The sequence below is a fragment of the Nonomuraea sp. NPDC003804 genome, assembly GCF_040610675.1.
In the GTDB taxonomy this organism is placed as follows: domain Bacteria; phylum Actinomycetota; class Actinomycetes; order Streptosporangiales; family Streptosporangiaceae; genus Nonomuraea.
In genome coordinates this window covers 34,400-47,550 of sequence record NZ_JBEXMT010000045.1, presented here as the reverse complement: position 1 = coordinate 47,550, position 13,151 = coordinate 34,400, and the positions used below count along the sequence as shown (strand labels likewise).

Annotated in this window: 10 protein-coding genes; 4 read left to right on the top strand and 6 right to left on the bottom strand. The window is 74.0% G+C overall.

Annotated features, from left to right (window positions below; translation table 11 throughout):
• Positions 1-12: 12 nt before the first annotated feature.
• Positions 13-702, bottom strand: coding sequence for an HAD family hydrolase (locus tag ABZX22_RS41055; protein WP_354921293.1), 690 nt, complete (start codon positions 700-702; stop codon positions 13-15).
• Between the two features lie 84 nt (positions 703-786).
• Here ABZX22_RS41055 and ABZX22_RS41050 point away from each other — a divergent pair, with 84 nt between their 5' ends.
• Positions 787-1,440, top strand: a complete 654-nt coding sequence (locus tag ABZX22_RS41050; RefSeq protein ID WP_354921290.1) for an NAD(P)H-binding protein — start codon at positions 787-789, stop codon at positions 1,438-1,440.
• A 5-nt stretch (positions 1,441-1,445) separates the two neighbouring features.
• Positions 1,446-2,486, top strand: a complete 1,041-nt coding sequence (locus tag ABZX22_RS41045) for an aldo/keto reductase (RefSeq protein WP_354921287.1) — start codon at positions 1,446-1,448, stop codon at positions 2,484-2,486.
• Here ABZX22_RS41045 and ABZX22_RS41040 read toward each other — a convergent pair.
• Complete coding sequence (locus ABZX22_RS41040) at positions 2,483-5,008, bottom strand: ATP-dependent Clp protease ATP-binding subunit (protein WP_354921284.1); 2,526 nt, start codon at positions 5,006-5,008, stop codon at positions 2,483-2,485. The genes ABZX22_RS41045 and ABZX22_RS41040 overlap by 4 nt on opposite strands.
• Positions 5,009-5,155: 147 nt before the next feature.
• On the opposite strand from ABZX22_RS41040, the gene ABZX22_RS41035 reads away from it, so the two are divergent.
• A complete protein-coding gene (locus tag ABZX22_RS41035) occupies positions 5,156-6,019 on the top strand; it encodes a hypothetical protein (RefSeq protein WP_354921281.1) in 864 nt (287 codons plus the stop codon).
• Here ABZX22_RS41035 and ABZX22_RS41030 read toward each other — a convergent pair.
• A complete protein-coding gene (locus ABZX22_RS41030) occupies positions 5,998-6,345 on the bottom strand; it encodes an MmcQ/YjbR family DNA-binding protein (RefSeq protein ID WP_354921278.1) in 348 nt (115 codons plus the stop codon). The genes ABZX22_RS41035 and ABZX22_RS41030 overlap by 22 nt on opposite strands.
• Before the next feature lie 52 nt (positions 6,346-6,397).
• Between ABZX22_RS41030 and ABZX22_RS41025 the strand changes: the two genes are divergently transcribed.
• On the top strand, positions 6,398-7,432 hold the full coding sequence (locus ABZX22_RS41025; protein WP_354921275.1) for an NAD-dependent epimerase/dehydratase family protein: 1,035 nt from the start codon (positions 6,398-6,400) through the stop codon (positions 7,430-7,432).
• Positions 7,433-7,528: 96 nt separating this feature from the next.
• On the opposite strand, the gene ABZX22_RS41020 is transcribed toward ABZX22_RS41025, so the two are convergent.
• Genes ABZX22_RS41020 through ABZX22_RS41010 form a run of 3 tightly spaced genes read right to left on the bottom strand, consistent with a single transcriptional unit; the run spans position 7,529 to position 13,044 of the window.
• Positions 7,529-7,999: a DUF6789 family protein gene (locus ABZX22_RS41020; RefSeq protein ID WP_354921273.1), complete on the bottom strand. Its 471-nt coding sequence runs from the start codon at positions 7,997-7,999 to the stop codon at positions 7,529-7,531.
• Positions 8,000-8,023: 24 nt separating this feature from the next.
• Positions 8,024-9,289 (bottom strand): M1 family metallopeptidase, encoded by a 1,266-nt coding sequence (locus tag ABZX22_RS41015; protein ID WP_354921270.1) that lies wholly within the window; start codon positions 9,287-9,289, stop codon positions 8,024-8,026.
• Positions 9,280-13,044 (bottom strand): Pls/PosA family non-ribosomal peptide synthetase, encoded by a 3,765-nt coding sequence (locus ABZX22_RS41010; protein ID WP_354921268.1) that lies wholly within the window; start codon positions 13,042-13,044, stop codon positions 9,280-9,282. The genes ABZX22_RS41015 and ABZX22_RS41010 overlap by 10 nt, the downstream gene beginning before the upstream one ends.
• Positions 13,045-13,151: the final 107 nt, after the last annotated feature.

Below are 13,151 nucleotides of genomic sequence, written 5' to 3'. Positions count from 1 at the left end.
GGCGGTGCGCGGTTATTCCCTCAGGCGTACGCCCAGTTCGTCGAGCCGGTTGAGCATGTCGGCCGGGTCGGCGTAGACGCGGAAGGCCCCCGAGCGCTCGAGCTCGTCCCTGCCGTAGCCGCCCGACAGCAGGCCGACGCCCAGCGCGCCCGCCCTCCTGGCGGCCAGCAAGTCCCAGACGCTGTCGCCGACGACCATGGCGTGGTGCGGGTCGACACCGAGGAGGGCCGCTCCGGCGAGGAACAGGTCGGGGTCGGGCTTGGCGCGCCGTACCAGGTCGCGGGTGACCATCGGGGTGTCGTCGGGCAGCTTGAGCATGGACAGCGCCAGCCGGGCGGTCCGCGCGTAGCCGCTGGTGGCGATGGCCCAGGGGACCTGGCGCGCGGTCAGCTCGCGCAGCAGCTCCACCGCGCCGGGCAGCGGCCTGACCGAGTCGACCTGCTCGGTGTAGGTGTCGGCGTGGGCCCGCTGGAGGTCGTCGATCTGGTTCTGGCTGAGGGTGATGCCGGTCTCCCTCAGCAGCGCGGTGACGAACAGGCCGCCGCTCATGCCGATCCTGCGGTGGATCCGCCACACCGAGAGGTCGATGCCCATCCCCGACAGGGCGCTGCGCCAGGCGATGACGTGCTGGTAGACGCTGTCGATCAGGGTGCCGTCGAGGTCGAACAGGAAGGCGGGGCCCGGTGGCTCGGTGTAGTCCATCTGCCCATTCTCACCACGCCTGCCCAGGACCCCGCGGAGCGGGGCCTGACTGCGTCAACTACACCCGTGTGACACGCTGGAGGCATGCGTGTGGTGATCGCGGGTGGACACGGGAAGATCGCGCTGCGGTTGGCGCGGAGGCTGGCCGAGCGGGGCGACCAGGCCGTCGGGCTGGTCCGCAACCCGGGCCACCAGGCCGACGTGGCGGCCGCGGGCGGGCAGGCCGTCGTCTGCGACCTGGAGGGCGCGAGCGCGGAGGAGGTCGCGCGGGTGCTCGACGGCGCCGACGCCGCCGTGTTCGCCGCGGGCGCGGGCCCGGGGTCGGGCGCGGCCCGCAAGGACACCGTCGACAGGGCCGCCTCGGTGCTGCTGGCGGAGGCCGCCGAGCGCGCGGGCCTGCGCAGGTTCGTGCAGATCTCCTCGATGGGCGCGGGCGCGCCGCCCGCCGCGGGTTCCGACGAGGTGTGGGCGGCCTACATCGCGGCCAAGACCGCCGCGGAGGCCGACCTGCGCGGGCGCGACCTCGACTGGACGATCCTGCGGCCCGGCGGCCTGACCGACGAGGAGGGGCAGGGCCGGGTCCTGCTGGCGCCGCCGCCGGTGGCCAGGGGCACCGTGCCGCGCGACGACGTGGCCGCGGTCGTGGTGGCGCTGCTCGACGCGCCGGCCACGGTCGGCAGGACGCTGGAGCTGGTGCGTGGCGAGGTGCCCATCGCCGAAGCCGTTCGGGCACTCTAGGGAGAGTGACTGAATACCGCGTACTCGGCAGAACCGGTCTCAGAGTCAGCCCGCTGTGCCTCGGCGCCATGATGTTCGGCGGGTGGGGCGAGCCGTCGGTGGAGGAGTCGGCCAGGATCATCGATCGTGCCCTCGACGCGGGCGTCAACTTCATCGACACCGCCGACGTCTACTCGGCCGGCCAGTCGGAGGAGTTCGTCGGCCACGCCCTGGCCAAGTCGGGCAGGCGCGACGAGGTGGTGCTGGCCACCAAGGTGCACGGCGTGATGGGCGAGGGCCCCAACCAGCGCGGCAACTCCAGGCGCTGGATCTTCCAGGCCGTCGAGAACAGCCTGCGCAGGCTGGGCACCGACTGGATCGACCTGTACCAGATCCACCGTCCCGACCCCGACACCGACATCGAGGAGACCCTCGGCGCGCTGACCGACCTGGTACGGCAGGGCAAGATCCGCTACCTGGGCAGCTCCACGTTCCCGGCCCACCACCTGGTCGAGGCGCACTGGGCGGCCGAGCGGCGCGGTCTCGAACGGTTCGCCTGCGAGCAGCCGCCCTACTCGCTGCTGGTGCGTGGCATCGAGGCCGACGTGCTGCCCGTGGTCCAGAGCTACGGCATGGGCGCCATCGTGTGGAGCCCGCTGGCCGGCGGGTGGCTGACGGGCGCCTACCGCAAGGGCGCCGAGCCGCCGCGCTCGCGCAGGGCCGAGCGCCTGCCGGAGCGCTACGACCTGGCGCTGCCGGCCAACCAGCGCAAGCTGGAGGTGGTCGAGGCGCTGGCGCGGCTGGCCGAGGAGGCGGGGCGGACGCTGATCGAGCTGGCGCTGGCGTTCACGCTGCGGCACCCGGCGGTGACCTCGGCCATCATCGGCCCGCGGACGATGGCGCACCTGGACAGCCAGCTGCCCGCCGCGCAGGTGAAGCTGAGCGACGACGTCCTCGACCGGATCGACGAGATCGTCCCGCCGGGCGTCACGCTCAACCCCGGCGACCGGGGCTGGCAGCCGCCCGCGCTGACCGACTCCCGCCTGCGCCGCCGCCCCGCCTCCTAGAGGTCCGGGCGCCGGCCGTCCGCGCCGTGGGCGGCGAGCACCCGCAGCCGCAGCTCGCCGCCCTCCACGTCGGCCCGCACGGTGTCGCCCTGCCCCGCCTGGCCGCTCAGCACCAGCGTCGACAGCCTGTTGTCGAGCTCCCTGCGCACGGCCCGGGGCAGCGGCCGCGCGCCCCACTCGGGATGGTAGCCCTGCTCGACCAGCCAGTCCTTGGCCTGGTCGGTGACGGCCAGCTCGATGCCCCGGCCGCGCAGGCGCCGCCTGGTCCTGTCCAGCAGCAGGTCGACGATCTGGCGCAGCTGCTCTCCGTCGAGCCTGGCGAAGACGATGGTCTCGTCGACGCGGTTGAGCAGCTCGGGCCTGAGCCTCGAGGCCAACAGGTCCGTGAACCGTTCGCTGAGCGGCCCGCCGCCCTCCATGACGAGGTGGGCACCGAGGGTGCTGGTCATGATCACGACGGTGTCGGTGAAGTCGACGCTCCGGCCCCGCCCGTCGGTCAGGCGGCCGTCGCCGAGTATGCGCAGCACCAGGTTGGTCACGTCGGGGTGGGCCTTGTCGATCTCGTCGAGCAGCACGACGGCGTGCGGGCGGCGCCGGACGGCCTCGGTGAGCTGCCCGGCCTCCTCGTGGCCGGCGTACCCGGGCGGCGTGCCGGCCAGCCTGGCGACGGTGTGACGCTCCATGAACTCGCTCATGTCGATGCGCACCAGGTGGTCCTCGCCGCCGAACAGGGTCTCGGCCAGTGCTCGGGCCAGCTCGGTCTTGCCGACGCCGCTCGGGCCGAGGAACAGCAGGCCGCCGATCGGCCGGTGCGGGTCCGACAGGCCGGCCCTGGCCCGCCGTACCGCCTCGGCCACGGCGGTGACGGCTTCGTCCTGGCCGATGACGCGCTCGCGCAGGCGCTGTTCGAGCGTGATGAGCCGGGTGCGCTCGTGCTCGGTCAGCCGGGCGACGGGGATGCCGGTGCGGCGCGAGACCACCGCGGCGACGTCGGCCGCGCCGACCGAGGGCACGCCGTCCCTGTCGTGGCGCGCGCCCTCCAGCCGGGGTTCGAGGGCCTCGATCTCGGCCGTGAGCTGTTTGGCCCGGTCGAAGTCGTCGCCGGTGACCGCCTGGTCCTTGTCCCTGCGCAGGGACGCCAGCCGTTCCTCCAGCTCGCGTACGTCGGCGGGAGGCGTACGGGCGCGCAGCCGCACCCTGGCGGCGGCCTGGTCCATCAGGTCGACGGCCTTGTCGGGCAGGAACCGGTCGTCGATGTGGCGGGCCGACAGCGTGGCGGCCGCCTCGAGCGCCTCGTCGGTGATGCGGACCTGGTGGTGGGCCTCGTAGGCGTCGCGCAGGCCGCGCAGGATCTCCACCGTCTGCGCCACGGTCGGCTCGGGGACGAGCACCGGCTGGAAGCGGTGTTCGAGGGCGGTGTCCTTCTCGAGGGTGGCGCGGTACTCGTCGATCGTGGTGGCGGCGATGACGTGCAGCTCGCCGCGGGCCAGGGCCGGCCTGAGGACGCCCGCCGCAGTCGTGCCGCCCTCCGCGGGGCCCGCGGCCGTGCCGCCTCCCACCGGGCCCGCGAGCTCGCTGCCTGTCGCCGGGCCCGCGCCGGCCAGGGTGTGGACCCCGTCGACGAAGACCACGATCCCGTCGGCGTGCGCGCGCACCTCGTCGACGACCTTCCTGACGCGCTCCTCGACCTCGCCGCGGTACCGGGCGCCCGCCACCAGGCCGGTCAGGTCGAGGGCGATGACGCGGCGGTCCTTCAGCGTGTCGGGCACGCCGCCGTTGACGATGCGCTGGGCGATGCCCTCGACGACGGCGGTCTTGCCGACGCCCGGCTCGCCGATGAGGACGGGGTTGTTCCTGGTACGGCGCGAGAGCACCTCGATGGCCTGCTCGATCTCCTCCTCGCGGCCGACGACGGGGTCGATGTCGCCCTGCCTGGCCGCCTCCGTCAGGTCCCTGCCGTACTCGTCGAGCGCGGGCGTGCCGCCCGTCCCGCCGGTGACGTCCGCCGCCGGGCGCCCGATGGCCGCCTGCCGCAGGTCGCCGGGCGAGAGCCCCTGCTCGGCCAGCAGGCGGGCGGCGGCGGAGTCGGGATGGGCGGCCAGCGCGAGCAGCAGGTGCTCGGGGCCGATGTAGGAGGCGCCGAGGGCGCGCGAGATGCGCTGGGCGTCGAGAACGGCCCGCTTGGCGGCGGGGGAGAGGGCGGCGGGCGGCTCGCCCGGTGTCGCGCCGCGGGCCATGCCCTCGATGCGGTCGCGCAGCTTGCCGAGATCGGCGCCGGCGGCCGACAGCAGTCCGCGTGCCGGCTCGTCCTGCGTGGCGGCGGCCAGCAGGTCGAGCTCGTCCAGGTCGGTCGCGCCGCGGTGGGCCGCCGTCTCGACCGCGCGGGCGAGCAGGACCCTGGCCGGTTCGCTGAGCAGCCTGCCCACGTCGACCCGCTGGACGCTGGGATGCCTGGGGGGCCACGCGTCCGTGCCGGCACCGAAGGCCCGCCCGGTGAGCTGCTCGAATCCCCTGAACGGCATATCCGACATAAATAGCCGATTGCCTGACATTTCCCCGTGCAAGCCCAGGGGGTGGCAAAGTCCTACCGACCGGCCCGGCCGGGCCGGCGTACTCGGGCCCCAGCCGCCTGGGGAGGCGGTCGGTCAAGATCTGGTAGACATGGGCGGGTGCGAACCAAGCCCTGGGTGGCCGTGGCGGCCGCCGTACCCCTGCTCGCCGCGACCCCCGCGCCCCCCACGACGGCCGAGGTCCAGCCGAGGATCCCGCCGGGCACGACGGCCGCGTACGTGGTCTTCGACCGGGTGGCGGGGAAGATCGTCGCCCACCGCCTGGCGCACCGGGCCTTCAGGTCGGCCTCCGTGGTCAAGATCCTGATCGCGATCGACTTCCTGGAGCGGACGGCCCGGCCGGCGGGCCGCGACCTGGCCTCGCTCAAGATCATGCTGCGCTCCAGCGACGACGACGCGGCCTCGGCCCTGTGGGACAGGGGCGGCAAGGGGCAGATCATCACGCGGATGTCCAGGAAGCTGGGCCTGGCCGACACCAGCCCGCCGCCCGCCCACAAACCGGGCTTCTGGGGCTACACCTCGCTCAGCGCCTACGACGTCGCCAGGACCTACCGCTACCTCGTGGACCGGGCCGACGCCAAGGTCCGCGACCTCGTCGTCGGACACCTGCGCCAGGCCACCCCCTGCGGCACCGACGGCTTCGACCAGTACTTCGGCATCCCGCGCGGCCTGCCGAAGCCGTGGGCGGTCAAGCAGGGCTGGTCGGGCTTCGGCACCGTGCCGCCGGTCAGGTGCTCGCCCACGGGGGCGGGCGGCGCGCTGGTCACCCCGCGGACGCAGGTGCTCCGGCCGCTGGTGCCCGACCTCGGCAGGCCCGTCCTGCACACCACGGGCCTGGTCGGCGCGGGCGACCGGCTGATCTTCGTGCTGCTCACCGCGCACCCGGCGGGCGGCGGGTGGAACGACTCGGTCAAGCGCACCACGACCCTGGCGCGTGACCTCTACCGCAGCGTCTCCAGGTAGGCGGCGTAGACCTTCTTCGGCACGCACATCCGCCACGCCTCGGTCACCAGCTCGCGCATCTCGGGCACGTCGAGGGCGGCCATCCGCGCCTCCACCCAGTGGAAGCGCAGGTCGCTCTCGCGCGGCAGGAGGAATGTGCCCGGCTCGGCGGCCACCAGCGCCTCGCGCTCCTCCTTGGGGAAACCGAACCCCATGATCGTCTCGTCGCGGGAGAAGGCGACGTAGACGGTGGAGCCCACGCGGAACTTCACCCGGTCGTGGATCAGGTGCTCGGAGGAGCGGGGCAGTCGCGAAGCCAGGGCGCGCACGTCGTCGACGGTGACCATCCAGCCAATCTAGCGCCGGTTTGATCCCTTGGCGCCGGGGCAGTCGCGGTTCATGAGAGTCATCGTGGTCGGCGCGACGGGCAACGTCGGCACCAGCGTCCTGCAGGCACTCGAGGCCGAACCCCTCGTCACCTCCATCGTCGGCGTCGCCCGCCGCCGCCCCCGCTGGAGCCCGGGGCCCAAGACCTTCTGGCGTGCCGCCGACGTGGCCGAGGAGGACCTGACCGCGGTGTTCGAGGGCGCGGACGCGGTCGTGCACCTGGCGTGGCTGTTCCAGCCGACCCGTGACCCGCTCACCACCTGGCGGGCCAACGTCCTGGGCAGCATGTCGGTCTTCCGCTCCGTCGCCCAGGCCAGGGTGCCCACCCTGGTCCACGCCTCCTCCGTCGGCGCCTACTCGCCCGGCCCCAAGGAGGACGCCGTGGACGAGTCGTGGCCCACCCACGGCTGGCCCCGCGCCGCCTACGGCAGGGAGAAGGCCTACGTCGAGCGCGTCCTCGACGTGTTCGAGCGCGACCACCCGGACATCAGGGTCGTCAGGATGCGTCCGGCGTTCATCTTCAAGAAGGAGGCGGCCAGCGAGCAGCGGCGGCTGTTCGGCGGGCCGTTCGTGCCCGGCCGGATGATGCGCCGCGCGCCTCTCATCCCCGACATCCCGGGCCTGCGGGTGCAGGCGCTGCACGCGGCCGACGCCGCCCAGGCCTACCGGCTGGCCATCGTCTCCGACGTCTCCGGGGCGTTCAACCTCGCCGCCGAACCCGTCCTCGGCCCTCCCGAGCTGGCCGGGCTGTTCGGCGCCCGCCTGGTGCCGATGTCGCCGTGGCTGGCCAGGACCGCGGTGGCGGCCGGCTGGCACGCCCGTCTCATCCCCGCCAGCCCCGGCCTGCTGGAGATGGCGCTCAACCTGCCCATCATGGACACCACCCGGGCGCGCACCGAGCTGGGCTGGCAGCCGGCGTACGGCGCCGCGCAGGCGATGCGCGAGATGCTCGACGGCCTGGCGGACGGCGAGGGCATGGACACCCCGCCCTTGGCGCCCGGCCACCTGCGCACGGAGTTCACGACCGGGGTCGGCGCCAAGCCGTGACCCCCGAGTAGACCCCCGAGTAGACCCCCAGGAGCCCCCCGGACGCCCGTGGGCCCCGGAGCCATGGCCGGGGCCTCACGGTGCCCGCTCAGGGTCTCACGGCGCCGGCGGCGTCTCCTGTTCCTGCGCCCGGCGGTTCCGGCGGCGCAGGGACGCGGCCAGCACCGAGCCGAACACGACATGACCGAGCGCCATCACCAGCTGCCGGCCGGGCTGGTCGCGATGGGCGGGCGGCAGCCGGGTCAGCGACGGCACCCAGCCCTCGTAGCTGGCCAGCCAGATCGCCAGCCCGTAGGCCACGCCGACCGGCAGCGGCGCCCCCCTGCCGCGGGTCACGAGCGCCAGCAGCGCGCCCGCGCCGGCGCCGAAGGCGTAGTGGGCCAGCACCGCCATCGGCTTCTCGCCCGGCTTGGGCCGGTGCGGATGGCCGGGCAGCAGCGCGCGAGTGATGTGCTTGGGTGGGTGCTCGCGCATCAGCCCCACCTTGTCGCCGGCGAGCATGACCGCGCTCATCGCCGTCGTGGCGGTCGTCCCGGCGAACGCACCTCTGACCAGTTGGCTCATCATGGAGTGCCGCCTGCCCTGGCCGGCTCAGCGGAAACGGGGGAGCGTCCTGCCGTACAGCCAGCCGGAGAACACCGGATCGAGCGGGCGGGAGGTGTGGCGCTGCGCGTGGGCCACGAACGCCTCGGTCGTGACGGTGCCGTGACGGTGCTCGGAGGTCCACGCGCGCACCATCCCGAAGAACGCCGGATCGCCCATCTCCTCGCGCAGCCGGTGCACCGTGAGCGCCCCCCGCTTGTAGACACGGTCGTCGAACAGGCGGCGCGGGCCGGGATCGGCGAGCGTGAAGTCCTGCGGCATGACGGCCAGGCGCTGGTGCCAGCGCCTGGCGTGCGCGGAGGCGGGCTCGCCGCCCGAAGCCTCCGACCACAGCCACTCGGCGTAGGCGGCGAAGCCCTCGTGCAGCCAGATGTCGCTCCAGCTCCCGATCGTCAGGCTGTTGCCGAACCACTGGTGAGCCAGCTCGTGCGCCACCAGCCGCTCGAAGCCGCGCCTGCCGTCGACGTGGTTACGGCCGAAGATCGACAAGCCCTGCGCCTCGATCGGGATCTCCAGGTCGTCGTCGGCGACGACCGCGGTGTAGCCGTCGAAGGGGTAGGGGCCGAACCTGTCGCTGAACAGTGCCAGCATCTCGCCCTGACGGCCGAAGTCGTTCCTGGCGGGGGCGGCGAGCCTGGCGGGGCAGGCCAGCCCGTCACCGAGCTGGTAGCGGCCGATCTGCACGCTGGCCAGATACGTGGCCATCGGGTCGGTGCGGGAGAAGACCCAGGTCGTGTCGCCGCCCGAGCGCCGCTTGAGCACCAGCGCGCCGTTGGTCAGCACCTGGTACGGCGAGGCCGTCGTCACCGTCATGGTGTAGGTGGCCTTGTCGCCGGGCCTGTCGTTGCACGGGAACCACGACGGCGCGCCGATCGGCTGGCTGGCCACCAGCGCGCCGTCGGTCAGCTCCTCCCAGCCCACGCCGCCGAACGGGCTGGAGACCGGCCGTGGCTTGCCCGCGTAGGAGACCTCGACGCCGAACGCCGTCCCGCCCTGGCGTACCCGGCCGAGCGGCACTCTCAGCTTGCCCGCCCGGTGGGTGTGGCGGACGCGGACGCCGTCGACCTTGACCGCGTTCACCGTGAACGGGCCCAGATCGAGCGCCAGTTCGGTGACCGGCTCCGCGGCCTCGACCGACAGCGTGGCCAGGCCGGCCAGCCAGTTCGTCGAGACGCGGTAGCGCAGGTCGAGGTCGTAGTGCGTGACGCCGAAGCGCGGATCGCCGTGCCCGGGGAAGTAGGGGGTCACCGCCATGGCGAGATGGGGTTGCCGAACCAGCGCGTCCCCTCGGGCACGTTCTCTCCCCGCATCACCAGTGAGGCGGGGCCGACCGTGGCGTGCGCGCCGATCGTGGCGGCGGGCAGCACGACCCCGTGAGGGCCGAGTGTAGCGCCCGCGCCCAGCTCGACGGTGTCGATGCTCATGACGCGATCGTGGAACAGGTGCGTCTGCAGCACGCAGCCGCGGTTGACGCACGCGCCGTCGCCGAGGCTCACCAGGTCGGCTTCGGGCAGCCAGTAGGTGTGGCAGGAGACGCCGCGGCCGATGCGCGCCCCGAGCGAGCGCAACCACACGTTCAACGGCGCGGTGCCCAGCCACGGGTCGGCGAACCACGGCGCGGCCAGCACCTCGACGAAGTTGTCCGCCAGCTCGTTGCGCCACACGAACGAGCTCCACAGCGGCCGGTCGCCGGCGGTGATCCGGCCCAGCAGCGCCCACTTGGCCAGGCTCGCCACCGAGGCGGCCACGACGCCCGCCACCAGGAGCACCACGCCGCTCAGCAGGGCCGCGGCGGCCATGCCGTACCGCGAGGCGATCCACAGCAGCGCGCCCGCGCTCAGCGCGGCCAGCGCGGTCGTGCAGGTGGCGGGCAGCAGGCGGCACAGCTCGACCAGCGCGCGGGCGGCCTTCAGCCGCCCAGGCGGGTCGTAGGTGCGGCTGCGGTCGCCCTCCTGGCTGGTACGGCGCAGCTTCACCGGCGGCATGCCCAGGTAGGACGAGCCCGACTTGGCCTTCTTCGGCGTCGCCGACAGCACGCCGACCAGGCCGTCCTTGGGCACCTTGCGGCCCGCCGCGGTCATTCCGGAGTTGCCGAGGAAGGCGCGCTTGCCGATGCGGGCCTCGGCGATGCGCATCCACCCGCCGTCCAGCTCGTAGGGGGCGACCATGGTGTCGTCGGCCAGGAACGCGCCGTCGCCGACCGAGGTCATGGACGGCAGCGCGAGCACCGTGGACAGCTCGGCGTCACGGCCCACCCTCATGCCGAGGGCGCGCAGCCATCCCGGGGTCAGGATGCTGGCGTACAGCGGGAACAGCCACACCCTGGCGGCGGCCATCAGCCTGCCGGTCGCCCACGCCTGCCAGGCGGGACGGCTGTGCACGGGGTACCGGCCCGGGTGCAGGCAGATCGCCAGCAGCCGCACGCCCACCAGCGTCACCAGCGCGTAAGCCGCCATCCCCGCGACCGTCGCCACGGGTAGCGCCCCCATCGTGCCGGCGGCCGTCAGCACCGCCAGCCCGGCGCCGACCCCGAGTGCGGGCAGCAGGCTCAGCGCCACGGCTGTCAGCGCGTACACGCCCACCCAGAATCGCGACCTGGGCGGCCGCTCCTCGACCTTGCGGGCCTTGCCCTGCCTGGTGGCGGGCACGCCCGCCCACTGCGTGCCTGCGGGGACCGCGCCGCTGACGGCCGAGCCGGGCGCGACCTGCGCGTGCTTGCCGATCTTGGTGCCGGGCAGCAGCGTCGAGCGGGAGCCCACCGACGCGCCGGCGCCGATCCTGATCTCGCCCACGCGCACCTGGTCGCCGTCGTACCACACCCCGCTCAGGTCGACCTCGGGCTCGACGGAGGCGCCCCTGCCGATCCTGAGCATGCCGGTGACCGGCGGCGCCGAGTGCAGGTCGGCGTCCGCGCCGACCTGCGCGCCCAGCAGCCTGGCGTACCACGACATCAGCGGCGCGCTGCCCAGGTCGGGCAGCCCCAGCCTGGCCGCGAACTGCTCGGCGAACCACAACCTGACGTGGACGGCCCCGCCACGCGGATAGCGCCCCGGCGTGAGGCCGCGCAGCACCAGCCGGGCGACGGCAGCCGACAGCACGAGCCGGCCCGGCGGCGACAGCAGCACCAGCGCGCCCGCCGCGACCCACCACCACGACAGCACCGGCGTCCACAGCAGGTTGGCCAGCGCCGCCACCACGACCAGGAAGCGCAAGCCCGTCACGGTCATCAGCGGCACCATGAGCGCCGCCTGCGCCAGCGAGGCGCGCACCGGCATCGGTGCGATCTCGCGCGCCGGGCCCTGGGCCTGCTGCGGCTCCTCGTCGCCCAGCAACGCCACGAGCGCGCCGAACGTCGAGTGCTCGTAGAGGTCGGCGACGGTCACCGCGGGATGGCGGACGCGCAGCGCCGACACCAGCCGGGCCGCGGCCAGGCTGCCGCCGCCCTCGGTGAAGAAGTCGCTCTCGGGACCCTCGGGCGCCACGCCCAGCACGGCCGCCCACTGCTCGGCCGCCCAGCCGCGCTGCGCCTGCTGCCGGGGCAGCGGCCACGGCAGCGCGTCACGGTCGATCTTGCCGGAGGTCCGGGTCGGCAGGTCGTCGACGATCGCCAGCCTGGGTACGAGCGCTGCGGGCAGCCGGTCTTGCAGCAGGTCCCTGGCCTCGGCCGGGTCGAAGCTGTCCGCCACGACGAGGTAGCCGACCAGGAGCTGGCCGCGCACGGCCGCGGCCGCGCCCGCCACGCCCGGCAACGCCTGAAGGGCCGCGTCCACCTCGCCGAGTTCGATGCGCCGCCCGCCCAGCTTGACCTGCTCGTCGGCGCGACCAGCGAAGACCAGCCCCTCGGGTTCGGCACGCACGAGGTCGCCGCTGCGGTAGGCGCGCTCCCAGCCCAGGCTGGGCAGCGGCGCGTACTTCTCGGCGTCCTTGACGGGGTCCAGGTAGCGGGCCAGGCCGACCCCGCCGATGATCAGTTCGCCGGTGCCGCCCATCGGGACGGGCTCGCCCCGCTCGTCGACGACCGCCAGGTCCCAGCCGTCCAGCGGCAGCCCGATCCTGACCGGGCCCTCGCCGCTCATCAGCGCGGCGCTCGCCACGACCGTGGCCTCGGTGGGGCCGTAGGTGTTCCAGACCTGCCTGCCGGGCACGGCCAGCCGTGCCGCCAGTTCGGGAGGGCAGGCCTCGCCGCCGAAGATGAGCAGGCGGACCTCGTCGAGCGTCTCGGCCGGCCACAGGGCCGCCAGCGTCGGCACCGTCGAGACGACGGTGATGCCGTGGGCGACCAGCCACGGGCCGAGGTCCATGCCGGTGCGCACCAGCGATCTCGGCGCGGCGACCAGGCACGCGCCGTGCCGCCAGGCCAGCCACATCTCCTCGCAGGAGGCGTCGAAGGCCACCGACAGACCGGCCAGCACGCGGTCACCCGGACCGAGCGGGCGGTCGGCGAGGAACAGGCCGGCTTCGGCGTCGACGAAGGCGGCGGCGTTGCGATGGGTGACCGCCACGCCCTTGGGTTTGCCTGTCGAGCCCGAGGTGAAGATGATCCACGCGTCGTCGTCGATCGCCGGCCGGCCGCCCCGCGCTCCTGAGGCGGGCTCGCCGAACACGGTGATCTTGTCGGTGACGACCGCGCGCACGTCCGCCTCGGAGAAGACCAGCTCGGCCCGTTCGTCGGGATCGTCGGCGTCCACCGGCACGTAGGCCGCGCCCGCCGTCAGGACGGCCAGGATCGTGACGTAGAGGTCGATCGTGCCCGACGGCACCCGCACGCCCACCCTGTCGCCGCGCCGTACCCCCGCCTCGGCCAGCTCGCCGGCCAGCCGCGCCACGCGCGCGCCGAGCTCGCGGTAGGTCACCGAGACCTCCCCGTCGTCGAGCGCGGGCGCGTCGGGGTGGGCCGCCGTCGTGGTGTCGAGGATGTCGAGCAGGGTGCGCGGCGGCGGCGCCGAGCGGCCCGCGGCGTAGACGGCGCGGGTGGCGAGCTCCTGCTGGGCGACCACGGACAGTAACAAGGCGCAACTCCTGAGATCGACGGCAACAGGACGCAACGTGGCATTGTGCCGCGCTATTCCCTGGTCCATGAGGCCTCTTCCGAGACCGTCTCGTCATCTGAGACATA

Bases quoted from the DNA above. Each gene is read 5' to 3' on its own strand.
- ABZX22_RS41055 (WP_354921293.1), bottom strand. From the start codon at position 702: ATGGACTACACCGAGCCACCGGGCCCCGCCTTCCTGTTCGACCTCGAC.
- ABZX22_RS41050 (WP_354921290.1), top strand. From the start codon at position 787: ATGCGTGTGGTGATCGCGGGTGGACACGGGAAGATCGCGCTGCGGTTG.
- ABZX22_RS41040 (WP_354921284.1), bottom strand. From the start codon at position 5,008: ATGCCGTTCAGGGGATTCGAGCAGCTCACCGGGCGGGCCTTCGGTGCC.
- ABZX22_RS41030 (WP_354921278.1), bottom strand. From the start codon at position 6,345: ATGGTCACCGTCGACGACGTGCGCGCCCTGGCTTCGCGACTGCCCCGC.
- ABZX22_RS41025 (WP_354921275.1), top strand. From the start codon at position 6,398: ATGAGAGTCATCGTGGTCGGCGCGACGGGCAACGTCGGCACCAGCGTC.
- ABZX22_RS41020 (WP_354921273.1), bottom strand. From the start codon at position 7,999: ATGATGAGCCAACTGGTCAGAGGTGCGTTCGCCGGGACGACCGCCACG.
- ABZX22_RS41015 (WP_354921270.1), bottom strand. From the start codon at position 9,289: ATGGCGGTGACCCCCTACTTCCCCGGGCACGGCGATCCGCGCTTCGGC.